Consider the following 22190-nt stretch of genomic DNA (forward strand, 5'->3'; position numbering starts at 1 on the left):
TCGAAACGCAAACCGATTGGACTAATGTTCATAGAGTTGTGTGCAAGACATACGCCGGGATGGCGCCTGGGTATGGGCAAAATCAGTTCCGAAACTCAACGCGTGCCCCGCGTGGAATGCGGTCTGTAGCCCGGTGGTTTTGAAAAAGTATGGGAACGACAATCACATCCAAGGGGGCGGCCCGCTTGATTTTCCGTAACGGTCTTGAAAACCGCGTCGGTGCTTGTGGCGGTCACCCGTTTTCTAGCTGCTGTAGCGCCATGTGTGAGAAGTTTTCCGCGTAAGACTAAAGTCCAATCCAGGCTTCAGCAGGCCGCCGGCTATGCTCTAGACAACAAGATCACACATTATAAAGGAGGGCAGGATGCCCCAAGTAAATGGACGCAGTCGGAGCCAAATAGCGAGGATTCAGGCAATGGTGGACTGGCATCTTGGGATCGCGGCTGAGTTGGAGCGCTCCGGCAAGTTCGATCAGGCACGCCTTCATCTAATTCGAGCGAACCTGTTGAAGCCTGCCGCGACGACCCCGAATTGACCCAGCAGAGCATGGCCCCGAACATTTGATCGCTGGAATTTGTGGTGGGTCAGGTTGATCGCAGTAGGGGTGTCGATGTGTAATTACGATGCGCAAAACCTCCCCTGGAGGCGGCGTATTTTCGTTTGCAAAATCACAAAAAAGCTCGTGTTTTGCGAAGCTGTTAAGACTCAATTATCCAAGAAAATCAAAGGCTTGCAGGTCCATAGTCCCCAGCATGGGGTGCTAGGGGCCGAGCGTGGACAAAGGTCATTCGGAAGTCGTCGGCTCGCCGCGAAGCGTAACTGCGAAAGGGTAAACCTTGAGGGGCGATGTGCCGCCTGCGAGTTGGCGAAATCAGTTCCGAAACTCAACGGGCGCCCCGCGTGGAATGCGGTCTGTAGCCCAGTGGTTTTAAAAAAGTATGGGAACGCCAATCGCCTCCAAAGGGGCGCCCCGCTTGTTTTTCCATAACGGTCTTGAAATCCGACGCAGCCCTTGTGTGATGGCGTGCGCGACTCCTTCTCAGCCTGCCGCTGCATCGTGGGCGTGGCTGAGGAACAGTCCAATATGGGTCAAATCTTTCCCCAAAACGCAACCGTTCGGACCAATGTTTATTGAGTTTGTAAGAGCCGAAAAGGAGGGTGTTTTTGGAGCGCGTTTTTATGGGTAAAGCTTTGATTACAAAGATATTAAAGGATTCTTTCGGTGCGTCCCAGTCGGCGATCACCAGATCGAAACGCTCTGCACGCCAGCGTTCCAGCGCTTCGGCACCCTGAAGCGCCATGTCGCAGCGGTGCCCGAGGAAGCACAGTTGCTCGAACAGCAACAGACGGTTCGCCGGGTGGTCGTCGACGATCAGAATATGCAGCTGTCCCGAGGCATGGGTGACCGCTTCACGGGCGATGCTTTTCGCCTCCAGCGGCTCCAGGGTGGTGAACTCGAAGGTCATTTCGATGCGCGTGCCATCCCCGGGGCGGCTGCTCAGCGTCAGCTCCCCGCCCATCATTTCGCACAGGCTGCGACAGATCACCAGACCCAGGCCGGCGCCGGTGCGCGCCAGTTGCCCGGATTGATCGACCTGAGAGAAGGGCGCAAACAGCCGCTGCTGGTCCTGCTCGGTGATGCCGATGCCGCTGTCGTGAATCACCACTTGCACGCGCATTTGCTGGGGGCTGCGGCCGGCTTCGGTCTGCAGGGTGATCTTGACCTGACCCATTTCGGTGAACTTGATGGCGTTGCTGATGAGATTGGAGAGGATCTGCTTGAAGCGCAGCGGGTCGATCAGCACATCGGTGTTGGTCCGCGCGTCCAGATCCAGGGCCAGGGTGAGGCTTTTCTGCCGGGCCAGGCCGTCGAACACCCGCACCACGGATTCGACCAGCTGGCGCAGGTTGGCGCGCTCGGGGCTCAGGCTCAGTCGCCCCGACTCGATGCGCGCGATGTCGAGGATATCGCCGATCAGTTCGAGCAAATCCTTCGCCGAGCTGTAGGCCACTTCGATGGCCGGGCGGTCGAGATGGCCGTGGTCGGCACGCTTCAGGGCCAGCTCGAGCATGCCGATGACGGCGTTCATGGGCGTGCGGATCTCATGGCTCATGGTTGCCAGGAAGGTGCTTTTGGCGCGGTTGGCATCGTCCGCCAGGTCCTTGGCCGTCTGCAGTTGCTCGATCAGTTGCCGCCGTTCGCTGATGTCGATCCAGCCGCCGATGATGCCTTGCACTTTGCCGAGGGAATCGCGGAACGGCAGGATCCAGTGGTAGATCGTCAGCTCGCGGCCGCCGATGTGCAGCGAGCGGTCGAGAATCAAGGGCTCGTTGTCGGCCATGACGCGCTTGTAATCCTCGACGTAACCCTGGGCCTCTTCGGTGTTGCTCAGTACGCCGTCCAGAATGCTTTTGCCGATCACGTCCTCGCGCCGCTCGGCAAAGGCGGCGAGGTAGCTTTCGTTGCACATTTTCAGCAGGCCGTCGCGGTCGCGGACATAGATGGGATGAGGCGTGCCGTTGAGCAGCGCGCTCATGAATTCGAACTGATCGTTGAGCGCCCGCTCGGCGCGTTCGCGCTGTTTTATCTGCCGGCGCATCCACGCGTTCCAGGCCAGCGAGCCGAGCAGCAACAGGCTGGCGCCGCCGATGATCTGATAGATCAACAGCTCATAGTCGTGCCACGCGCCGCTGCTCGGCGGCGTATAGGTGCGCCACCGATTGTTGATCGCGGCCAGGTCTTCCGGGGCGATGCTCGACAGCGCCTTGTCGAGAATCGAGGTCAGTTCGGTCGCATTGCGTGACGTGGCCATGGCAATGCGCGCCGGTTCCTGCCCGACGGTCACGCGCATCTGCAACGTGTCGTTCAACGCCCGGGAGGAGAGGAAATAACTGGCGCTGAACAGCGACGTGATGGCGCCCTCGGTACGGCCGTGGGCCAGCAGGTCCAGGGCTTGCGCCGGGTTGTCGACCTCCACCGGATAAATGCCCGGGTGCTGGTCGCGCAGGAAAGGCAGGATCGGGCTGCTGAGGGCCAGCGCCACCCGCTTGCCGTCCAGTTGATCGAGATTGGAGGGCGCCGAGGTTTCCTTGCGGGTGACCAGCACGAACACGTTATCCATGTACGGCCGGCTGAAATTGAAGCGGTTCTGGCGCTCTTCGCTGGGAATCATCGCGCCAATCAGGTCGGCCTGGCCCTGGCTCAACTGGTTGGTCATGTCGTTCATGCTGGCGGCATGGCTGACCTTGAAGGTGAGCCCGGTGCGCAGGCGTATGAGTTCGAGCAGGTCGGCGGTGACGCCGCTGAAATTGCCGGCTGCATCAAAAAACGTCAGCGGCGCGTAAGCCTCGTTGAACACTACGCGAACGGTCGGATGCTGAGCGATCCAGCGTTCTTCCCGTTGATTGAGCTGCAGCTTCTGGTCGGTGAGCATCAGATCGCTACCGGCGCCCCAGCGTTTGGAAATGGCGATGCGCTCTTCCACCGGAATGCCTTTGATGATCCGATTGACGATGTCCAGCAGTATCGGGTTTGAAGCCTGCACGGCGAAGCTGAAACCGTTTGCCTCGTGCTTGCCGAAATTGGCCATCTGCACGTTGTTCAGATAGCCCTTGTTGATCACGTAATGGGTGGAGATGGTGTCGCCCAGAAACACGTCGGCCTGATTGAAGGCCACGGCGTTGATCGCGCTCTGGAAGGAGGGGAAGGTCTGCAGGCGCGCCTTGGGATACAGCGCGGCGATTTCGTCGGGCGGCAGGTAGTGATAAACCATGCTCAGGCGCAAACCGTTGAGGTCGCCGCTCAGGGGCCGGGCCTCGCCGGCGCGGGTCACCAGGACGGGCTGATCCACGGCGTAGGGCGTAGACAGTACGATCCCGCGCGACGCCGCTTCGTAGCCATTGGCGCTGCCCAGCAGATCGATTTCGCCCTTGCTCAGCGCCTGAACCGCCTCGTCGCGGCTGGCGAAACGCAGGACCTTGACCGGCAGGTCGAGCACGCGTCCGAGAATGCCGATGTAGTCGGCGGTAAAGCCTTCGTAGTCGTGCCCGGTCAGGGTCATGTCGAAAGGCGGATAGTCCGGCGCGGAGGTGCCGACCACGAGCTCGCGCTTGTTGCGCACCCATTGCCACTGGGCGCGCTCCAGCGTCACGTCCATGTGCGCAGGGTTGGAGCGGCTCAGCAGCGTGTAGCGTTCCGGCGCCAGGGGTTCTGCCTGGCTATCGAAGCTCAGGCAGACAATCACGGCTGCTATCCAATAGTCCTTTAACGCCTTTGGCATCCTGTCTCTCACACTAGCGAATTACGTTTTGCCATCTCGATAAGTTCTACCAGAGTCTTGGCCTTGAGTTTTTGCATCAATCGGGTTTTGTAAGTGCTGACCGTTTTGTTGCTGAGGAACATGCCTTTGGCGATTTCCTTGTTTGTCCGCCCTTGGGCAAACAGTTGCAACACCATCAGTTCACGGTCATTGACGAGTTTGAAGCGCTCAAGCTCGTTGGGGTCACCCTCTTTTTTGATTGATGCGGCAAGGGCCTGACTGGGAAAGTAATTGTAGCCGGATAATACCGCTTTGACCGAACTGACAAGTTCGCTGAGGTCTTCCTGCTTGCAGACATATCCCGAAGCGCCCGACTGCATGCACCGGATGGCGAACAGGCTCGGCGCCTGAGCAGTGAGTACGAGAATTTTCGAGGGCAGGTTCATGGCGTTGAAGCGGGCGAGGACTTCGAGCCCGTCCAGCTTGGGGATGCTGATGTCCAGGATGATGAGATCGGGCATGCATTCACGGACCATCTGCATGGCGTCGACACCGTTGTCGGTCTCTCCGACCACCTCGTAATTCTCGTTTTCCAGAAGCATACGTATGGCCATTCGTATGACCGGGTGGTCGTCGATAATAAAAATAGAGTTCATGATCAATCCATAACGGGTGGCAAGAAAGCGCGCACCTTATCCCAGATGTTCAGAGGCGCACACGAAGAGATCATGCCCGAAGCGCTATATAGGAATGTTCCTACAGAAATAAGCGTATGTGCGTACGTGGATACACGCAGCGGTCATGAATGTTTAATACGTAACAGCATTTACCATCAATCGATATGCATTTAAGTGCGCGCGTTTATTGCGAATCGGAATAACCCTACATAATCCGGAAACTTTGCCTACCTGCTTAAACATGTCGGTTCAACGATATCAACGGCGCTTTGGCAATAGGCGCTGGGCAGCGGTCTGTATTCTTGCCCGATATATCCAAAAAAGGCTGCCATGCAGGCAACCTTAAGCGGGTGCGGACAGCAGGCTGATCAGCTCGAGGGTGTTAAGCGGCTTACTCAGGCACCCCAGCAGTGGCAGGCCCAGCGCCCTGGCCTCGGACTCAAGGTTCGCCAGCGGATCCGCGTCCAGGCCGCTGAGCAGCACGGCGCGCTGGACCAACCCGCGCTGGTTCGCCGTCTGAATCAGCTCCAGGCCACACATGCCTGGCAGACGCTGGTCACAGAGCAGCAGGTCATAGGGCTCGGCGCTGCGCTCCATGGCGCCGAGTGCTTCGCTGGCATTGAGCGCTGGCGTGACACGGTACAGGCCGTGGTTGTTCAGCAGAATCTGCAAGGCAATCAACTGAAACGGATGATCCTCAACCAACAGGATTCGGAAATCTTTCGTGAACATCGGCGGTTCCAGACGTAGGGGAAATGAGCACCGCCGTTTGAAGGCGGGCCGGCGGCGCGCTCGCAGGGCGGGCGGTGTCTTCGGGAGGTAATGGGTCGGGTTGTCCCAAGGCTCGGAATGGCGCGGATTATTCGGCAGCGATGTATGACCAGCGATAAGGGCATTCCGACGGTTGCGTAGGAAATGTCCGAAGTTGCTGTTGGATTGCCTGAAGCCCCAACGAGAAAAGCCCGAATACCGGTACGTATTCGGGCTTTGGCAAGCGTCCTCGGAAGGGCGCCACGGCTGGCGGGCAGCCCTAGGCGGGGTTGGAGTGGCCGGTCATCTCACGGGCCATTTCGCTGGCGTAGCTGTCGGTCATGCCGGCAATGAAGTCGATGACCCTGAGAAAGGACGTGTGCAACGGCCAGCTCGGGTCGGGCGCGTTATTGCCCAGCAGATCGAGAATGCGCCGGCTCTTGAACGACGGCTCATGCCCGCCGAACTGTTCCAGCGCCGCGCCGCAGAAGGCGTTCAGCAGGATCTCTAGCGTGGTGTAGGCGCCGATTTCGTGCAGCGTCTTGCGCTTGTCCTGGAAGATCTTCTTGCGCGCCATGTCCTTGGCGTTGAGCACGCAGCGCTTGGCCGGCCCGTGCATGTGTTCGACCAGATCACCCTGCAGCGTGCCGGCCAGCAGTGCGTCCTGCTGTTCGACGAACGCGCGGGCGGCGGCGTTGGTCAGATGCTCGATGGCCTTGCCGCGCAGAATCGCCAGCTTGCGACGACGGGAGTCATTGGGGCCCAACTGGCGGTAGGTTTCCGGCAGGTCATCGCCCACCAGGCCCAGCAACAGCGACTCCACTTCGTCGTAGGTGAGCAACTCCATTTCCAGGCCGTCTTCGAGATCGATCAGCGCGTAGCAGATGTCGTCGGCGGCCTCCATCAGGTACACCAGCGGATGCCGGGCCCAGCGTTGATCCTCGATCTGCGGCAGACCGAGCTTGCCGGCGATTTGCTCGAGGATCGGCAGCTCGCTCTGGTAGCAGCCGAATTTGTGTTTCTTGTAGCCCAGCGAGTCGGCGTGACGCGCCGTCCACGGGTATTTCAGGTAGGTGCCGAGGGTCGCGTAGGTCAGCCGCGTGCCGCCCTCGAACTGGTGGTACTCCAGCTGAGTCAACACGCGGAAGCCTTGGGCGTTACCTTCGAAATTGAGAAAGTCATTGCGCTCGACTTCGCTCATCGCGTCGAGCCAGCCGCGGCCGGCGGCCTGTTTGAACCAGTTGCGAATGGCGTCTTCACCGGAGTGGCCGAACGGCGGGTTACCGATGTCGTGGGCCAGACAGGCCGATTGCACGACCATGCCCAGATCGCTGGGGTCACACCAGTCGGGCAGGGCGCTGCGCAGGGTTTCGCCGACGCGCATGCCCAGCGAGCGGCCGACGCAGCTGACCTCCAGCGAATGGGTCAGGCGCGTGTGAATGTGGTCGTTGCTGGTGACCGGGTGAACCTGGGTCTTGCGGCCAAGACGGCGAAAGGCGCCGGAGAAAATGATGCGGTCGTGATCCTTGTGGAACGGACTGCGGCCCAGTTCCTCAGGGCTGTGCAGGGTTTTGCCAAGGCGCTCGCGGGTGAGCAGGGTTTGCCAATCCAAGGCCGGTACTCCGTCGGGTGATTACCGCGCTAGCTTCCCGTTTCGCCCCGCACGCTGCAAGCACAAGATCGCCGATGCGGCGTCAAGAAGCGTCATCAAAACCCTGCTGCGTCGACATCGATAAGCAACAGCCGCTCGCCGTTGTCGAAGAATTGTCCGGCCGTCAGGCAATACTGATTGCTGGTGGCGTCCCGGTAGGTGCTCGACAGTGTCAGGCGCCGCTCGTGCCAGCCCTCGGCGAGCAGGTGATAGAAATAGGGTCGCCACGACCAGTTATGGCCCAGATACCGGGCGTCGGCGGTCCACGCGCCGTTGCGCCATTCCAGATTCGGCGTGAGCTGCGTGCCATGGCGGTCGCACTGGTAAAAGCGCAGCAGCCACGGAAAGTCAGTGACCTGGGGCAAATCACTCAGCGGCGCGTTGCCCTCGGCCCAGCTCTGCAGGCGGGACATCAACTGCGTGAGTTGCCGGCGCAGGGTCATCAGCCGTTCGCGCTCACCGACTTTCTTCATCACGTAACGATCACGCAGGGCCGCGAAGCGGTCGACAAAAGCATCGGCGTCAAAGAAATCCAGCTGCGCCGGGGCGAACAGATAGCCCTGGACGTAGCGCGAGCCGCATTCGAGGGCGAAGTCCAGCTCGGCTTCGGTCTCGACCCCTTCGGCGATGATCCAGCACCCGGTTTTCTCCGCCATCTGCGCGAGGGCCTTGACCACATCGCTGCTCGGGCCGCCCCGCGCTGCGGCCTGAAACAGGCGCATGTCGAGCTTGAGGATGTCGGGCTGCAACGCCAGTACCCGGTCCAGCTGCGAATAGCCGGCGCCGAAATCATCGATGGCAATGCGCGCGCCGGCGTCGCGGTAGCGGGCGACCACCTCGTTCAGGCGCTGGCCATCGCCGCTCAATTCGGTGATTTCGAAAACGATCCGTTCCGCGGGAATGCCGTAGGTCTGCAGCTGCTTCAGGCTGGGCGGCGATTCGTCGGCGCGCAGGCGGCTGATCCAGCGCGGGGAGATGTTCAGGCTCAGGAACCAGTCGCTCGGCGCGTCGTGAAATCGGCTCAGGGCATTGTCGCGAACCTGACGGTCCAGCCGACGCAATTGCACCGCCGGGCGCCGTGGGTCCGTGAACAGCGGGCCGACCGATTGCAGGCTGCCGTCTGCCTGACGCAGACGGCCCAGGGCTTCTACGCCGGCGATGCGCCCGGTCGCGGTGTCGATGAACGGCTGGAAACAGGCGAGCGGTTGCCCATCGAACACGGGGCCTCCTTAGTGGCGGTTGATCGGAGTGGTGTTGGCGACGGATTGGCTGAGTGTTCTCGTCTGACAAGCACCGTCACCTCACCCGATACGCGTATCGGGCAAGGCGGGGTTGCTTAGCAAGAATGCAGCCAGAAGGCTTTTAGCGACGGCGGGACGAGTTCTGCAGGGCCATCTTGATCAATGGCAACACGGTTGCGCTGAACTTGATCAGGCGGGTGACACTGCCGGTCTTTTTGCTGCGCGTGCCCTTGCCGGTGAGGAACCCGAGCAGAGTGACGGCACCGACGCCCCACAGCGGCCCATGCTTGATGCCGAGGGAGCCGGGGAGGTCGGAGGCCATGCCGCGCATGCGTTGCAAAGGGTGCATCAATCGCGAGGATTCCTGACGGATCTCTTGACGGTGCATTTCCATGCGCAGGCGGATCAGCGCCTTGCGCAGCTCGCGACGGTTATGGGTCTGGGGCAATTGAGGTGCACTCATGGCATCAGTCGCTCGCGGTCGTTGGCCAGTTCTTCCAGGGTCGAATGGAAGGGTGAAGACTCATCGAACACAGCCGCCTTCAGCCGCATGGCGCAGAACAATGCTGCCAGGGTGTATAGCCCGCACAGGCCGACGATCCCGTAAAGGCGATAGCTGTCCCAGACGAGAACCAGCAACAGCGCGGACAGGCCGATGAGCAGCAGCAACGCGAAAACCAGCGCCAGACCTGCGAACAGCAACAGCCTGACCGTACGGGCTTTCTGTTCCTGAAGCTCGATGCCGAAGAGCTCGACATGGGTGTGCAGCAGCCCTAGAAAGGCCGCACCCAGCCGTCGTGGCGAAGAGGATTGATCGGTCCCGGTTGGACCTGTCGGCTGCGTCATGGCCGTTAGCGCCGGGTGGCCAGCAGGCCCAGCAGAAAGCCGACGCCAGCTGCGATGCCTACCGATTGCCATGGATTGTTCTGAACATAGTCCTCAGTGACGATGACCGCTTCCTTGCCGCGTGCGCGCAGGGTTTCTTCGGTCAGCTTGAGGGTCTCGCGTGCACGGAGCAGGCTTTCGCGAATCTGCTCACGCAGTTCGTCAGCCTGTTCACCGGCCAGGGAGGCCGTGTGCGCCAGCAGTTTTTCCGTATCGGCAACCAGCGTCTGGAAGTCAGACATCAATATGTCCTGGGCTTTTTCTGCTGTAGGTCGAGCCATGGTTTTCTCCTTAGGGGATGACGATATGGGGTTTCGAGTATGGCGCATTCCTGAAGGTTCATTCCAATCGCGTGAACAGCACTGCCGTTTCGGCCAAGGCGTTTTCTGCGCCGTTCCGGTGCGCCCGCCGAGGGTTGCGCGCCAGTGTGGGCAGGCGCGTGGAGGGAGGTCTGGGCGCATGGGCAGGCTCGACGGTGTTTCAGGGGAGTTCTAGACTGGTTCATCCAAACCCTTGCAATCGCAGCCACAGAGGGGCCGAGCCATGCCATCGGAATGTCAGCTGTTTGGAACGTTGGGGTGTCATCTGTGCGAGGTGGCCGAAGCGGAACTGATGCCGCTGGTTGAGCACGGCTTGATGGTGGAGCTGGTCGACATTGCCGACAGCGAGGCGGACCACGAAACCTACGGCCTGCGAATTCCCGTGCTGAGGCGGGCGGACACCGGTGCCGAACTGGACTGGCCGTTCGACACCGATCAGGTCGTGCTGTTTCTGAGCGACTGACGCCCACGCGATCAGGGCACAGGACCGCGCGTTATCGCTGGCTTCAGAAATGTCGCGTATCAGAGGTATTGCGTGTCGACCACCATGGCTTGAGCGACAGCGGCTTTCTGCTCGTCGGTCATGCCGTCCCAGACGTGGACTTTGGCGTAGTAGCCAAGGCCGGCGACGATGTAAAGGCTCAGGGTGAGCACGATGAACACCGACATGAACGTCCAGCGACCCACGTCGTGGTCTTCGTTGGAAAAGGACTGGGAGTAGTTATCATCGTTCTGCGATGAGGTACCGGTGGAGAGACGTTTGATCCATTGGAAGAATTGAACCAGCATGGGCGTAACCTCAAAAGTTGCGAAAAGAATCTGTGGTGGCAGCACGTCGTGGAGTGGCGCCCGACGCGCGATACAAACGCTGAAAACGAAAAAAGCCCGTCGATGACGGGCTTTCTTTTTATGGGTTCAGGTCTGGCAGGCGTTTTCGATTTCAGTCACGGGGGTGTTCGTGTCCGCTCGGATTCGCGCCTGCGTGCCGATTACGAAACATTTTAGGACAAATCAATTTGCGCATCCAGCACTGCACTGTGGTTGTCAGACAACTGGCGCCGGTTTTCCGTGCGACATAACGTCGCGCGCCGCTGTGGGGCTCGGAATAGAGCCCTCCCGCGAAACCGTCATTTGCCCTGTCGCGTAAAGCGTCGCCGGCATTGATAATGCCGACCCTGTCGCCCTCGTTATTTCAGCCTGAGTCATTTATGTCCGCACCTGTGTTCACCGCCGCCCACCGTCAAGCCAGCACGTTGTATCTGCCGCCCGGACCCTGGTTGACGGTGCTCGACTGCCTGTGCGAGCGCTTCAGTGCCATCAGCCGCGAGCAGTGGCTCGACCGGATCGCGCGGGGCAAGGTGCTGGACGCTGACGGCCGGCCGATCGCCGTGGACCTTGCGTACCGCGAAGGCCTGCGCATCCATTACTTTCGCGAAGTGCCCAATGAGACGCCGATCCCGGTGCACGAGTCGATCCTGTACGCCGACGAGCATCTGGTGGTCGCCGACAAGCCACATTTCCTGCCCGTCACCCCCGCCGGCGAGTACGTCGAGCAGACCCTGCTGCGGCGATTGATCCGTACCCTCGACAATCCTGATCTGGTGCCTTTGCATCGCATTGACCGGCACACGGCGGGGTTGGTGCTGTTCTCGGCCAACAGGCAGACGCGCTCGGCGTATCAGGCGCTGTTTCCAACCCGGCAGATTGAAAAGCGCTACGAAGCGATTGCCCCTGCGCTCCCGGACATGGCATTTCCTCGCGTGCACAAAAGCCGTCTGGTCGATGGCGAACCGTTCTTTCGCATGGAAGAGGGCGACGGGCCGAGCAATACCGAGACGCGCGTGGAAGTCAGCGAGAAAAATGGCGGGCTCTGGCGGTACGCGCTGTATCCGGTGACCGGCAAAAAACATCAACTGCGCGTGCACATGGCGGCCCTGGGTGCCGGCATCTGCAACGACCCGTTCTATCCCGACGTGCTCAAGGATGCCGTGGACGACTACGCCCACCCGCTGAAGCTGCTCGCCCAGGGCTTGCGCTTTGTTGACCCGGTGACCGGGCAGGAGCGGGTGTTCGAAAGCCGGATCACCCTGGACTGGTGAGGCACGGGTTTTTCGCCGTCCCACCCCTATCCGCCAGACAAAAAAAGACCCGCTCGATTGGCGGGTCTTTTGCTTTCAGCGGCGGGCTATTAACCCCTCGCGATCAAGCCGGGATCACAGTTCCTTAACGGTACGAACCTGATCCTTGTTGATGCGGGTTTCTTTACCGTCCAGCTGCTTGAACTCATAGAAGCCCGAATCTTCGTCGTACTTCGGCTCGTCGGTTGCCTGGATTTCACGGCCGTCGTTCAGCGTGATCACGGTTGGCGAAGAGCAACCGGCCAGGGAGGCGAGGCTCAGTGCAAGCAGGAAGGCGGCAGGAAGAGTCCGTTGTTTCATTGCTGTGTCTCCGGGGTATTTTGTTTAGTGATGTGTCTGACGCAGAGTGTAACGGCAAAGTTCCATGAAACCTGCCCGCTGCGCTCAGTGCGTGATCTCGGTCAATAGATCCGGCGTGTTGAGGTTGGCCAGACGCGGGTCGTCGGCTTCGCACTGCAAGGCAACGGCGTGCAACTCTGCCAGGGTCCGGCGTGGGCTGCGCTGGCCCTGTCGCCAATGCTGCTCGAACACGTTCGCGTGTTGGGAGGGGATGCAGCATAACAGCGGCTCCCACTGCTCGCCCTGGCGGACCATCACCGGCACGCCGGGGTTATCGGCTGCGGTCTGGCGCAGGCCCTCGAGAAGCGCGCGATCCAGCAGCGGCATGTCACAGGGGATGACCAGCAGGTAGTCATGTTTTGCCACGGCAAGGCCGCCGCGAATGCCTGCGTAAGGGCCGGGAAAGTCCTGTTGCTCGTCCTCCACCAGTTGGTCGGCGTAGCGCGCGTAGTGCTCGCGGTTGCGGTTGCACGACACGATCACATCGTCCGTGAGGGGGCGCACCAGATCGTGCAAATGTTCGATAAAAGGCTTGTCGCGCCAGGCGATCAGGCCTTTGTCTCGTCCGCCCATGCGGCGACCCTGGCCGCCGGCGAGCAGCAGGATAGAGCAGGGCGGGAGGGCATCGGAAGGGGTCATGTTCAGCTCGGTTGGCGCGGAAAAAAACAGGTGCTGTGATATAACACCGCCCTGTTTCCTCTACAACCGGACCTCGCCATGAAAGCCAAGGCAGACTCGCCTTTCGTACCCCTGAACATTGCTGTTCTGACGGTCAGTGACACCCGTACTTTTGAAACCGATACCTCCGGCCAGATGTTCGTCGATCGCCTGACCACCGCCGGTCACGGCCTGATCGAGCGCGTGCTGCTCAAGGATGACCTTTACAAGATCCGCGCCCAGGTGGCGACCTGGATCGCCGATGATGAAGTGCAAGTCGTGCTGATCACCGGCGGCACCGGGTTCACCGGCCGCGACAGCACCCCGGAAGCCGTGGCCTGCCTGCTGGACAAGCAAGTGGACGGTTTTGGCGAGCTGTTCCGCCAGATTTCCCTGCCCGACATCGGCACTTCGACCATCCAGTCCCGCGCCCTTGCCGGGCTGGCCAACGGCACGCTGGTCTGCTGCCTGCCGGGCTCGACCAATGCTGTGCGCACGGGCTGGGACGGCATCCTCGCCGACCAGTTGAACAACAGCTTCCGCCCGTGCAATTTCGTGCCGCATCTGAAAAAGGCCGAACCCTGTGCGACCCGCGGGTGAGCCTTTATGAGCACACCTGAAAAGAGTCGCCTGATGCCGGTCGAAGAGGCCATGCAGCGATTGATGGACCTCGCCGCCGCCGCGCCGATCACCGAGCGTGAAAGCGTGGCGCTGGCCGATGCCTTGGGACGCGTGCTGGCCGAGGATCTGGTCTCGACGCTGGATTTGCCGCCCTGGCCCAACAGCGCCATGGACGGTTACGCGATGCGCGTCGCGGACTGGACCGGCGAGCCGTTGCCGGTGAGCCAGCGGATCTTCGCCGGGCACGCGCCCGAGCCACTGCAACCCGGGACCTGTGCGCGGATCTTCACCGGCGCTCCGGTTCCTGAAGGGGCTGATTGCGTCGAGATGCAGGAGAACGCCGAAGTCCAGGCGGATGAGACGGTGCGCTTTCTCGAACCCTTGAGCGCCGGTCAAAACATTCGCCCCAAAGGGCAGGAGACCACGGTCGGCGACATGGTGCTGGATGCCGGCACCGTCATGAACCCGATTGAACTGGGCCTGGCTGCGAGCATGGGTTTCGGTCACGTGCAGGTCATGCGCCGCGCCCGGGTCGCTGTGCTGTCCACAGGCGATGAGTTGATCGAGCCGGGGCAGCCTTTGGGACCAGGGCAGATCTACAACAGCAATCGCGTGCTGCTGTGCAGCTGGCTGAAGCGGCTGGGCTGCGAGGTGGTCGACGCGGGCATCCTTCCCGACAACCTCGAGAAAACCCGCGCGGCGCTGGGCAGCCTGAACAACGTCGACCTGATCCTCTCCACGGGCGGCGTGTCCGTCGGCGAAGCCGATTTCCTTGGCCACGCGCTGCGTGAAGAAGGCGAGATCGCCCTGTGGAAACTGGCCATCAAACCCGGCAAGCCGCTGACCTTCGGCCACTTCCGTGGGGTGCCGGTGATCGGCCTTCCGGGCAATCCCGCCTCGACGCTGGTGACTTTCGCGCTGCTTGCCCGTCCTTACCTGCTCAGACGCTTGGGCGTGCAGGCCGTCAAGCCGCTGCAGTTTCAGGTGCCGGCTGCATTCACCTGGACCAAACCGGGCAACCGGCGCGAGTACCTGCGCGGACGCCTTGAACAGGGCCGGCTGGTTGCCTACCGCAATCAGAGTTCGGGTGTGCTGCGCAGCGCCGCCTGGGCCGACGGGCTGATCGAGATTGTGGAAGGCACAACGGTGGCGGAGGGTGACTTGCTCAACTTCATTCCGCTGAGCGAAGTCATGGGCTGAAGAGGTGAGCCTTCTTCAGAAGGCTCACCCGTGGAGCTACTGTTTTTTAGCCTTCAACGCAGGCTGCGCGTCACTCGCTTCCTCGTCCATCCGGTCGGATTCAAACAGCTCGGACAGTTCGGTCCGCGCCTCAAGCGCGCTTTGCATGACCTTCGCGGCATCGTCGTAAATCAGGTGCTGGCGATTCAGCACTTGTTCGTCGTGACGCTTGAATCGATCAATCCGCGCCGCCGCCTGGGCTTCACTCAGGCCCAGCCCGATCAGGGTGCGGCGGGTCATCTCCAGGCTTGAATAGAACGTCTCCCGCACCGCCTCGGCGTCCAGATCCAGCAGGCGGTGAACGTGCTGACGGTTACGGGCCCGGGCAATGATCTTCATGTGCGGGTACAGCCTGCGCACCAGCTCGGCGGTCTTGATGTTGGTGTCCGGGTCGTCGGTGGCGATGACGAAGTATTCGGCCTGATCCACCTTCGCGGCGCGGAGGATTTCCGGGCGCAGGGGGTCGCCGTAGAACACCGGTACATTACCGAAACTGCGGGTGAACTCGATGGTTTCCACCGACGTGTCCAGCGCGATGAACGGGATATTCTGGGCGCGCAGGATACGCGCAACGATCTGCCCCATCCGGCCCATGCCGGCAATGACCACACGCGGGTTGTCGGATTCGATTTCCTTGTACTCGGCCGGTACTTCCCTGACTACCGGCCTGGGCTTGAGCCAGCGCGACATGACCAGCAGCAACAGCGGCGTCAGCGCCATCGACAGGGTGATCGTCAGCACCAGCGTGTCGTACAGCGCGGCATCGAACAGGCCCTGATCGCGGCCGATCTTGAACACCACGAAAGCGAACTCACCGCCCACGGCCAGGACCAGCCCGAGGCGCAGCGCGCTTTGCTTGCCCAGGCCGCCCGCCAGACGACCGACGAAAAACAGCAGCGGCAATTTCAGGCCGATCAGCAGCAGCGTCAGGCCCAGCACGGTGAACGGCGAATTGATCAGCAGGCCGATGTTGGCGCCCATGCCGACGCTGATGAAGAACAGCCCCAGCAACAGACCCTTGAACGGCTCGATCTGCGCTTCCAGCTCATGGCGGTATTCGGAATCAGCCAGCAGCAGGCCAGCAAGAAACGCCCCCAGCGCCATGGACACGCCCACCAGATCCATCAGCCACGCCGTGCCGATCACCACCAGCAACGCGGTCGCGGTGGAGACTTCCTGCAGTTTGGTTTTGGCGACGATGCGGAACACCGGACGCAACAGGTAACGACCGCCGACCACGACAATGGCGATACCGCCGAGCACTTGCAGGCCGTGACGCAGGGAATCGCCGGAACCGGCATCGTGTGAACCGCCCGCCAGCATCGGTACCAGCGCAATCAGCGGGATGGCCGCGATGTCCTGGAACAGCAGAATGGCGAAGGCCAGGCGACCGTGGGGCGCATTGAGCTCCTTGCGTTCGGCCAGGCTCTGCAAGCCAAAGGCGGTCGACGACAGCGCCAGCCCCAGGCCGAGCACCACGGCGCTGTTGAGCGGCTGATTGAAGCCCAGCAAGGCGACCGCGCCAATGACCACCCCCGTGAGCAGCACCTGTGCCATGCCGACACCGAATACCGATTTGCGCATGGTCCACAGGCGCCGCGGCGACAACTCCAGGCCGATGATGAACAACAGCAGCACCACGCCAAGCTCGGAGATGTGGGCGACGCTTTGCGGATCGCCGATTAGACCGAGGCAAGACGGGCCGATGATCACGCCCGCGATCAGGTAGCCAATCACGGCGCCCAGTTGCAGGCGTTTGGCCAGAGGAACCGTGAGAACGGCGGCGAGCAGGAACACGACTGCGGCCTGCAACAGGCTGCCTTCATGGGGCATTGGGAACTCCTTGTTGAATGAGTGCGGAGGAAGAATTCTGCGTCGTTGGCAGACCCGTCCTACCGCCCTTAAACGCTTAAGCGACTGAAAGTGCGCGCATTAAACCACGTGAAAGTGACGGGCATCAGCGGCCGAGACGCTTCGTCGCAGCCTCGACGCTGCCCTGATGCGGGCGTGTCAGCATCGATGCGAGCAGGTACCATGTCCGCACATGTGTACTGCGCCCACATCTCGACCGGTTTTCAGGAATCCCGCAATGACCAACAAACAGCGTCTGATTTACTCAATCATCATCGCCCTCAGCGTTCTGGCCATCATGCTTGGCCTTTCCCATCTGCAGAACACCGGCGTGCTCAGCGAAAAGACCTTTCAATACATCGCGATCTTTGTCGCCGTCGTCGTGGTGGTGCTCAACGGCGTGCTGCGGCGCAAGGTCAAGCGCTGATCGGATCTGATCGGTGCCTCGCTGACGCGGCCTTCGTGGCGGCATTTATTCGGCAGCATCAAGCGGTTACAAAACCCCGGATGAACTATTTTTCGGGTCAGGAACTCCAAAAAATCGCATTCAAAAAGCCCGCAAAGGGAAATGGAGTTCAATCATGATCAAGAAACTTACCGCTGCCGTTCTTGCCACCGCTGCCCTGACCACCGCACAGTTCGCCCTGGCGGACAAGCCGGGCGCTGGCTGGATCACCATCGAAAAAGCGATCGAAAAAGCCAAGTCGGCGGGTTACACCGAGATCTACAAGATCGAAGCCGACGACAATGGCTACTGGGAAGGCGAAGGCCGCAAAGCTGACAGCCTGACGTACGAATTCCGCATCGACGGCACCTCCGGTAATGTCCTGCGCGATCAGAAAGACTGATCGACTCTGCGCCTGAGCGCGTGTGGGAGCCCTCGGGCTTCCACATCCATCCTCACTGAATCTGTTGCCACTTCTTCGCTTTAATCCCTCGCAGCTTTACTCCCCCTCGCATATCCGACAACCTTGCACTTCCCCATTTACGTCAGCAGGAAGCGATGCATGAGTGTCCGGATCGAATTCAAGTCCAATCCCTCCGAAGAAGAACGCCTGCAGATCCTCGAGCCACTGAGGGCCTATAACGCTGCCATGGCGGGCGACGGCAAATCCGAGAAATTTGCCCTGTTTGTCCGCGACGAACAGACCGATGCCGTGCTCGGTGGTCTGCATGGCCGAATCCTCTACAGCTGGCTGTTCATTGAACTGCTCGTGGTGCCTGAACAGGCGAGGGGCCAGCGCATGGGCAGCCAGTTGATGGCGATGGCCGAGGACCTCGCCCGCGAACGGGGCTGCGTCGGCGTGTGGCTCGACACCTTCGATTTCCAGGCACCCGAGTTCTATCGCAAGCACGGCTATGAGCAGTTTGGCCAGCTGGATGATTATCCGCCCGGGCACCAGCGGCTGTTCTTCCAGAAGCGCTTGCAGGCGGAGTAATCAGCGCTGTGCAGCGCGCGGCGGTTTACGCGAACCGCTTGGGGCTGTAAGGCGCCGGATCGGTAAACGGCGTGGCGCCGGTCATCATTTCCGCCAGCAGTCGGCCTGTGACCGGGCCGAGGGTCAGACCATGGTGGGCGTGCCCGAAGTTGAACCACAGCCCTGTGTGCGACGCCGCCGGCCCGATGACCGGGCGCATGTCCGGCAAACACGGTCGGCGACCCAGCCAGGGTTCATCGTCCAGCCGCTCGCCTAACGTATAGAGCCTTCGGGCGATGGCTTCGCGGCGGCGCAGCGGGATCTCGTTGATGGGCGCGTCTGGTGCGGCGAACTCGACGCCGGTGGTGAGGCGAATCCCGCGCGCCATGGGCGCAAGCACACAATGCCGGCGCCGAGGACGACGGTGTGGCAATTCACGATCTGGCTATCAGCGGTCAGCGAATCCATCGAGCGGTCCTCGTTCGGTTGAGGTCAGGGCGGCCATTGCGCGAGGCACGCAGTTTACCCGCTTGAGGCCGCGCAGTACTCTGCAGAACGAGCGTCTCCAGGCGCCTGCCTTCTCTGTTTCGCTTCCACGTCCAATAATCACAACGGAGCTTCAGATGCCTTCAACCCACGACAGCCAGACCACCCGGACGATTTCCTTTGCCGATCTGACCGAGCTGCTGCGCCAGATTTTCGTGCGCCATGGCACCTCGCCCGAGGTGGCGCAAGTGCTGGCCGCCAACTGCGCGGCCGCCGAGCGCGATGGCTCCCACAGCCATGGCGTCTTCCGCATCAAGGGATATCTGTCGTCGCTGGCTGCGGGTTGGGTCGACGGCCGGGCGGAACCGAAGGTCGAGGACGTCGGCGCAGCGTTTGTGCGCGTCGATGCCATGGGCGGTTTTGCCCAGCCGGCGATGCAGGCGGCCAAGGCCTTGGTCATGGACAAGGCACGAAGCGCAGGGATTGCCATTCTGGCCATTCGCAACTCTCATCACTTTGCCGCGCTGTGGCCGGACGTCGAGCCGTTCGCCCAGGAGGGGCTGGTGGCGTTGAGCGTGGTCAACAGCATGACCTGTGTGGTGCCCCACGATGGGCAAAAGCCTTTGTTTGGCACCAATCCTATTGCCTTCGCCGCGCCCCGCGCCGACGGTCAGCCCATCGTTTTTGATATGGCGACCAGTGCCATCGCCCATGGTGACGTGCAGATTGCCGCCAGAGAGGGACGCATGCTCCCGCCCGGGATGGGCGTCGATCGCAATGGTCAGCCGACCGAAGACCCGAAAGCCATTCTCGACGGCGGCGCGTTGCTTCCCTTCGGCGGTTACAAGGGATCGGCGCTGTCGATGATGGTGGAGCTGTTGTCCGCCGCGCTCACCGGCGGCCATTTCTCCTTCGAGTTTGATATGTCGAAGTCTCCCGGGGCGCAAACCCCCTGGACCGGTCAGGTGATCATCGTTATCGATCCGGACAAGGGCAGCGGTCAGGCATTTGCCGAGCGCAGCGAAGAGCTGGTCCGGCAGATGCACGGCGTTGGCCAGCAGCGGATGCCGGGTGATCGCCGCTATCGCCAGCGGGAGCGTTCGTTGAAAGACGGGATTGTGTTGTCCGCAGAAGATCTTGATCGGCTGGAAGCGCTCGCCCGGGTTTAAGCGCCTGGTTACGGATCCAGTGCCTGAGAGGGTGGCAAGTCGCTCGGACGTCCACACTGCCGGGGGTTATCCGAGTGACCATTCGTCGCGACAGGACTTGCGTTCGAGGGGCGTTGAAAATACTGTATGTTTAAACAGTATCGAGAAGAAGAGAGCAGCCATGCAAACCAATCAAGCCAATACCCGTCAGGACTTCACCGCCCCGAAAAACGAATCGTCGTTCAGCAGCGTATGGGGCAACGAGATGCAGCGTGAGGATTTTCTAGCCCTGGCATCCGGACTTCGCCAGTTCAGCGCCAATCAGGCCGACCTTGCGTTTGTGCCAGCCAGCAGTGGCTTCGCATCGGGATATGCCACGGGCAACGCCAGCGGCTGCGCGGCTGAACAGGCTCAGCTCGCAGGGGAGTGATGTAAGGGGTTGCTCCCGGCAAGACGACAGGGGCTGATTCAGGGTTTGAATCGCACCAGGACCGGGACGGGTATTTGACCGGACACCGTTTCATCTGCGTCAGGCTGGCGCATTTTACCGGTGCGAATCACCGCCAGGGCAATCAATGTGCCTACGGCGGACAGCGCCAACCAACCCAGTAAGAAAGAAATCATTGTCTGGTTCTCCGAACTACAGAAATCGGGCGGCCATTCGAAAAGAATAGCGGTACATCAGAACCTATCGGCCACGAAGGGGATTCCTTGAGCCGTCAATTCGGAAGATTGACCAAATGAGCCCAAGGGCGCAACTCCCTCGGACCAATGGGGTCTTGCTCTTTGAACATAGTCAACTTCAGGACCCTCGTTTATGAAAGATCTCGGCTCACGTCTGAAAGAAGAACGCAAACGGCTCGGGCTGTCGCAACAGGACTTCGGCTCCATCGGAGGCGTAGAGGCCAACGCACAAGGTAAATACGAGAGCGGTGAACGCATCCCACGCTCGGATTACCTCGCGGCCCTGGGCAAAAAAGGCATCGACGTCATGTACGTGCTGTCGGGCGAGCGTACCCCCATTGCCACCGACACACTGAACGAAGCGGAGCGGGCGGTCATTACTCATTACCGGGCGCTCAGCGAAGACGACCGCGAGGCGATTTCGCAGCTGGCCACGTCGCTCTCCGAGTGCGCGACCGAGTTTTCCGGCTCTGCGTAAAAGGTCGTGCTCTGCATAGGGTCGCGTTCTGCGTAGCAGATGACCAAGGCCGGTTGCGATGAAATATATGGAACGTATATGCTCCGTATATTCTTCGAGAGGTCGCTATGGGACTGGTCAAAATTTCCGAACAGATGCACGCCAACATTCGTTGCGCCAGCGCGGCCTTGAGTCGCTCGATCAATGCTCAGGCCGAGCACTGGATGCGGGTGGGCATGCTCGCCGAGCTGCACCCCGGTCTGAATTACAGCGAGATCTGCCAGTTGCTGATTCGCGCTGAAACGTCCGGCGGCGCCGTGTTGAGCCTTCAGGCCAGCGACCTTGTACCGGATCTGGCACCGGCCAGGGCGGTGTCCCAGTGAGCATCAGCATCAAGACCGAAGCCGACCTGGTCGGGCTGCGTGTGGCGGGGCGTCTGGCGGCAGACGTACTGGCGATGATCGCACAGCACGTCAAGCCGGGCATCAGCACTGAAGCGCTGGATGACATCTGTAACGCGTACATCGTCAACGAGCTGAAAGTGATCCCCGCCAACGTCGGCTATCACGGGTTCACCAAAACCACCTGCATCTCGCCCAACACGGTCGTCTGCCACGGTATTCCTTCGGCGGAAGATGTGCTCAAAGACGGCGACATCGTCAACATCGACGTCGCCGTCATCAAAGATGGCTGGTACGGCGATACCAGCCGTATGTACTACGTCGGCGAGGTCAGTCCGCTCGCCCGCCGTCTGGTCGAAACCACCTACGAAGCCACGCTGGCGGGGATACACGCGGTGAAGCCCGGCGCGACCCTGGGCGACATTGGCAACGCCATCCAGACTGTGGCCTACCGCGAAGGCTTCAGCGTGGTGCGCGAATACTGCGGACATGGCATCGGTCGCAAGTACCACGAAGAACCTCAAGTGTTGCACTACGGCGCGGCGGGCAAGGGGCTGAAACTCAAGACCGGCATGGTCTTCACCATTGAGCCCATGATCAATGCCGGCAAGCCGGGCACCTACGTGCTGGAGGATGGCTGGACCGTGCTCACCCGCGACCAGTCGTTGTCGGCGCAGTGGGAACACATGGTGGCGGTGACCGAGACGGGGTTCGAGCTGCTAACCCCTTGGCCAGATGGCACCGGTGACTACCCGGCGGTCTTAGCGCAGGCGTTGAGCCAGAGGCTGGGGAGAGGGCTGGACGCATGAAGTCACAATACGGGGCGTGACGAAAACGAGACTCAGCTTGTAGGCTCCTTCTCGTTCCCCTGTGGTGCTGCGTCCTGACAGGCTTACGATGTTCAGTGCAGGCAGCACCAGGGGAGAACACCACTTTATGGATTACCTGAAAAAACCGGCCTTGGCCGG

Annotated in this window: 25 protein-coding genes; 12 read left to right on the top strand and 13 right to left on the bottom strand. The window is 61.0% G+C overall.

The genetic code is table 11. The features are described from left to right. Positions 1 to 884 precede the first annotated feature (884 nt). From IFT99_RS07425 to IFT99_RS07460, 8 genes are all read right to left on the bottom strand, one after another. Entirely contained in the window at positions 885 to 4280 is a 3396-nt protein-coding gene (locus IFT99_RS07425; RefSeq protein ID WP_192131246.1) for a transporter substrate-binding domain-containing protein, read from the bottom strand. Between the two features lie 8 nt (positions 4281 to 4288). Beyond that, positions 4289 to 4915, bottom strand: coding sequence for a response regulator transcription factor (locus tag IFT99_RS07430; protein ID WP_065991486.1), 627 nt, complete (start codon positions 4913 to 4915; stop codon positions 4289 to 4291). Positions 4916 to 5278: 363 nt separating this feature from the next. Then, complete coding sequence (locus IFT99_RS07435; protein ID WP_065991487.1) at positions 5279 to 5668, bottom strand: response regulator; 390 nt, start codon at positions 5666 to 5668, stop codon at positions 5279 to 5281. 298 nt (positions 5669 to 5966) lie between these two features. Further along, positions 5967 to 7298 (bottom strand): deoxyguanosinetriphosphate triphosphohydrolase, encoded by a 1332-nt coding sequence (locus tag IFT99_RS07440; RefSeq protein ID WP_192131248.1) that lies wholly within the window; start codon positions 7296 to 7298, stop codon positions 5967 to 5969. Between the two features lie 95 nt (positions 7299 to 7393). Further along, the gene (locus tag IFT99_RS07445; RefSeq protein WP_192131250.1) at positions 7394 to 8557 is read right to left on the bottom strand and encodes an EAL domain-containing protein; all 1164 of its coding nucleotides are present in this window, start codon (positions 8555 to 8557) and stop codon (positions 7394 to 7396) included. 142 nt (positions 8558 to 8699) lie between these two features. After that, on the bottom strand, positions 8700 to 9041 hold the full coding sequence (locus IFT99_RS07450) for a hypothetical protein (protein ID WP_065991490.1): 342 nt from the start codon (positions 9039 to 9041) through the stop codon (positions 8700 to 8702). After that, positions 9038 to 9424: a phage holin family protein gene (locus IFT99_RS07455; RefSeq protein ID WP_065991491.1), complete on the bottom strand. Its 387-nt coding sequence runs from the start codon at positions 9422 to 9424 to the stop codon at positions 9038 to 9040. Before IFT99_RS07455 ends, IFT99_RS07450 begins: the two co-directional genes overlap by 4 nt. A 5-nt stretch (positions 9425 to 9429) precedes the next feature. Further along, a complete protein-coding gene (locus IFT99_RS07460; RefSeq protein WP_065991492.1) occupies positions 9430 to 9744 on the bottom strand; it encodes a DUF883 family protein in 315 nt (104 codons plus the stop codon). A 262-nt stretch (positions 9745 to 10006) separates the two neighbouring features. On the opposite strand from IFT99_RS07460, the gene IFT99_RS07465 reads away from it, so the two are divergent. Beyond that, complete coding sequence (locus tag IFT99_RS07465) at positions 10007 to 10246, top strand: glutaredoxin family protein (protein ID WP_192131252.1); 240 nt, start codon at positions 10007 to 10009, stop codon at positions 10244 to 10246. A gap of 59 nt (positions 10247 to 10305) precedes the next feature. Here IFT99_RS07465 and IFT99_RS07470 read toward each other — a convergent pair whose 3' ends face one another. Then, positions 10306 to 10572: a hypothetical protein gene (locus IFT99_RS07470; protein ID WP_065991494.1), complete on the bottom strand. Its 267-nt coding sequence runs from the start codon at positions 10570 to 10572 to the stop codon at positions 10306 to 10308. Positions 10573 to 10991: 419 nt separating this feature from the next. Between IFT99_RS07470 and IFT99_RS07475 the strand changes: the two genes are divergently transcribed. Continuing rightward, entirely contained in the window at positions 10992 to 11882 is an 891-nt protein-coding gene (locus IFT99_RS07475) for an RluA family pseudouridine synthase (protein ID WP_192131254.1), read from the top strand. Positions 11883 to 11996: 114 nt separating this feature from the next. Here IFT99_RS07475 and IFT99_RS07480 read toward each other — a convergent pair whose 3' ends face one another. Together IFT99_RS07480 and mobA are read right to left on the bottom strand one after the other, a co-directional pair. After that, positions 11997 to 12221 carry a YgdI/YgdR family lipoprotein gene (locus tag IFT99_RS07480; protein WP_065991497.1) on the bottom strand — a complete coding sequence of 75 codons (225 nt, stop codon included), beginning with the start codon at positions 12219 to 12221 and terminating at the stop codon, positions 11997 to 11999. An 84-nt stretch (positions 12222 to 12305) separates the two neighbouring features. After that, a complete protein-coding gene (gene mobA / locus IFT99_RS07485; RefSeq protein WP_192131256.1) occupies positions 12306 to 12899 on the bottom strand; it encodes a molybdenum cofactor guanylyltransferase MobA in 594 nt (197 codons plus the stop codon). A 78-nt stretch (positions 12900 to 12977) separates the two neighbouring features. Between mobA and moaB the strand changes: the two genes are divergently transcribed. Together moaB and IFT99_RS07495 are read left to right on the top strand one after the other, a co-directional pair. Next, positions 12978 to 13517: a molybdenum cofactor biosynthesis protein B gene (gene moaB, locus IFT99_RS07490; protein ID WP_065991499.1), complete on the top strand. Its 540-nt coding sequence runs from the start codon at positions 12978 to 12980 to the stop codon at positions 13515 to 13517. Positions 13518 to 13523: 6 nt separating this feature from the next. Then, complete coding sequence (locus tag IFT99_RS07495) at positions 13524 to 14738, top strand: molybdopterin molybdotransferase MoeA (protein ID WP_192131258.1); 1215 nt, start codon at positions 13524 to 13526, stop codon at positions 14736 to 14738. A 36-nt stretch (positions 14739 to 14774) separates the two neighbouring features. Here IFT99_RS07495 and IFT99_RS07500 read toward each other — a convergent pair whose 3' ends face one another. Next, on the bottom strand, positions 14775 to 16610 hold the full coding sequence (locus IFT99_RS07500) for a monovalent cation:proton antiporter-2 (CPA2) family protein (protein WP_192131260.1): 1836 nt from the start codon (positions 16608 to 16610) through the stop codon (positions 14775 to 14777). Between the two features lie 256 nt (positions 16611 to 16866). Between IFT99_RS07500 and IFT99_RS07505 the strand changes: the two genes are divergently transcribed. From IFT99_RS07505 to IFT99_RS07515, 3 genes are all read left to right on the top strand, one after another. Continuing rightward, complete coding sequence (locus IFT99_RS07505) at positions 16867 to 17055, top strand: hypothetical protein (RefSeq protein WP_065991502.1); 189 nt, start codon at positions 16867 to 16869, stop codon at positions 17053 to 17055. Positions 17056 to 17209: 154 nt separating this feature from the next. Continuing rightward, positions 17210 to 17476 carry a PepSY domain-containing protein gene (locus tag IFT99_RS07510; RefSeq protein WP_037010913.1) on the top strand — a complete coding sequence of 89 codons (267 nt, stop codon included), beginning with the start codon at positions 17210 to 17212 and terminating at the stop codon, positions 17474 to 17476. A 159-nt stretch (positions 17477 to 17635) separates the two neighbouring features. Next, the gene (locus tag IFT99_RS07515) at positions 17636 to 18067 is read left to right on the top strand and encodes a GNAT family N-acetyltransferase (protein WP_065991504.1); all 432 of its coding nucleotides are present in this window, start codon (positions 17636 to 17638) and stop codon (positions 18065 to 18067) included. Between the two features lie 25 nt (positions 18068 to 18092). On the opposite strand, the gene IFT99_RS07520 is transcribed toward IFT99_RS07515, so the two are convergent. Beyond that, positions 18093 to 18479 carry an NAD(P)/FAD-dependent oxidoreductase gene (locus tag IFT99_RS07520; RefSeq protein ID WP_274605114.1) on the bottom strand — a complete coding sequence of 129 codons (387 nt, stop codon included), beginning with the start codon at positions 18477 to 18479 and terminating at the stop codon, positions 18093 to 18095. Positions 18480 to 18669: 190 nt separating this feature from the next. Here IFT99_RS07520 and IFT99_RS07525 point away from each other — a divergent pair, with 190 nt between their 5' ends. From IFT99_RS07525 to map, 5 genes are all read left to right on the top strand, one after another. Continuing rightward, a complete protein-coding gene (locus IFT99_RS07525) occupies positions 18670 to 19701 on the top strand; it encodes an Ldh family oxidoreductase (protein ID WP_192131262.1) in 1032 nt (343 codons plus the stop codon). A gap of 160 nt (positions 19702 to 19861) precedes the next feature. Further along, a complete protein-coding gene (locus IFT99_RS07530; protein WP_192132010.1) occupies positions 19862 to 20110 on the top strand; it encodes a hypothetical protein in 249 nt (82 codons plus the stop codon). A 387-nt stretch (positions 20111 to 20497) separates the two neighbouring features. Continuing rightward, on the top strand, positions 20498 to 20842 hold the full coding sequence (locus IFT99_RS07535) for a helix-turn-helix domain-containing protein (protein WP_065991508.1): 345 nt from the start codon (positions 20498 to 20500) through the stop codon (positions 20840 to 20842). A 107-nt stretch (positions 20843 to 20949) separates the two neighbouring features. Beyond that, entirely contained in the window at positions 20950 to 21204 is a 255-nt protein-coding gene (locus IFT99_RS07540) for a ParD-like family protein (RefSeq protein WP_065991509.1), read from the top strand. Next, positions 21201 to 22031 carry a type I methionyl aminopeptidase gene (map, locus tag IFT99_RS07545; RefSeq protein ID WP_192131264.1) on the top strand — a complete coding sequence of 277 codons (831 nt, stop codon included), beginning with the start codon at positions 21201 to 21203 and terminating at the stop codon, positions 22029 to 22031. Before IFT99_RS07540 ends, map begins: the two co-directional genes overlap by 4 nt. Positions 22032 to 22190: the final 159 nt, after the last annotated feature.

Origin of the sequence: Pseudomonas sp. CFBP 8772 (genome assembly GCF_014841665.1) — a bacterium.
GTDB classification, from domain to species: Bacteria; Pseudomonadota; Gammaproteobacteria; order Pseudomonadales; family Pseudomonadaceae; genus Aquipseudomonas; species Aquipseudomonas graminis_B.

Excerpts from the sequence above, each read along its gene's own strand:
- IFT99_RS07425 (WP_192131246.1), bottom strand. The coding sequence starts at position 4,280 with ATGCCAAAGGCGTTAAAGGACTATTGGATAGCAGCCGTGATTGTCTGC.
- IFT99_RS07465 (WP_192131252.1), top strand. The coding sequence starts at position 10,007 with ATGCCATCGGAATGTCAGCTGTTTGGAACGTTGGGGTGTCATCTGTGC.
- IFT99_RS07525 (WP_192131262.1), top strand. The coding sequence starts at position 18,670 with ATGCCTTCAACCCACGACAGCCAGACCACCCGGACGATTTCCTTTGCC.
- IFT99_RS07480 (WP_065991497.1), bottom strand. The coding sequence starts at position 12,221 with ATGAAACAACGGACTCTTCCTGCCGCCTTCCTGCTTGCACTGAGCCTC.
- moaB (WP_065991499.1), top strand. The coding sequence starts at position 12,978 with ATGAAAGCCAAGGCAGACTCGCCTTTCGTACCCCTGAACATTGCTGTT.
- IFT99_RS07495 (WP_192131258.1), top strand. The coding sequence starts at position 13,524 with ATGAGCACACCTGAAAAGAGTCGCCTGATGCCGGTCGAAGAGGCCATG.
- mobA (WP_192131256.1), bottom strand. The coding sequence starts at position 12,899 with ATGACCCCTTCCGATGCCCTCCCGCCCTGCTCTATCCTGCTGCTCGCC.
- IFT99_RS07435 (WP_065991487.1), bottom strand. The coding sequence starts at position 5,668 with ATGTTCACGAAAGATTTCCGAATCCTGTTGGTTGAGGATCATCCGTTT.
- IFT99_RS07430 (WP_065991486.1), bottom strand. The coding sequence starts at position 4,915 with ATGAACTCTATTTTTATTATCGACGACCACCCGGTCATACGAATGGCC.
- IFT99_RS07510 (WP_037010913.1), top strand. The coding sequence starts at position 17,210 with ATGATCAAGAAACTTACCGCTGCCGTTCTTGCCACCGCTGCCCTGACC.
- IFT99_RS07515 (WP_065991504.1), top strand. The coding sequence starts at position 17,636 with ATGAGTGTCCGGATCGAATTCAAGTCCAATCCCTCCGAAGAAGAACGC.
- IFT99_RS07530 (WP_192132010.1), top strand. The coding sequence starts at position 19,862 with ATGCAAACCAATCAAGCCAATACCCGTCAGGACTTCACCGCCCCGAAA.
- IFT99_RS07460 (WP_065991492.1), bottom strand. The coding sequence starts at position 9,744 with ATGGCTCGACCTACAGCAGAAAAAGCCCAGGACATATTGATGTCTGAC.
- IFT99_RS07470 (WP_065991494.1), bottom strand. The coding sequence starts at position 10,572 with ATGCTGGTTCAATTCTTCCAATGGATCAAACGTCTCTCCACCGGTACC.
- IFT99_RS07505 (WP_065991502.1), top strand. The coding sequence starts at position 16,867 with ATGACCAACAAACAGCGTCTGATTTACTCAATCATCATCGCCCTCAGC.
- IFT99_RS07500 (WP_192131260.1), bottom strand. The coding sequence starts at position 16,610 with ATGCCCCATGAAGGCAGCCTGTTGCAGGCCGCAGTCGTGTTCCTGCTC.
- IFT99_RS07535 (WP_065991508.1), top strand. The coding sequence starts at position 20,498 with ATGAAAGATCTCGGCTCACGTCTGAAAGAAGAACGCAAACGGCTCGGG.
- IFT99_RS07540 (WP_065991509.1), top strand. The coding sequence starts at position 20,950 with ATGGGACTGGTCAAAATTTCCGAACAGATGCACGCCAACATTCGTTGC.
- IFT99_RS07475 (WP_192131254.1), top strand. The coding sequence starts at position 10,992 with ATGTCCGCACCTGTGTTCACCGCCGCCCACCGTCAAGCCAGCACGTTG.
- IFT99_RS07455 (WP_065991491.1), bottom strand. The coding sequence starts at position 9,424 with ATGACGCAGCCGACAGGTCCAACCGGGACCGATCAATCCTCTTCGCCA.
- IFT99_RS07450 (WP_065991490.1), bottom strand. The coding sequence starts at position 9,041 with ATGAGTGCACCTCAATTGCCCCAGACCCATAACCGTCGCGAGCTGCGC.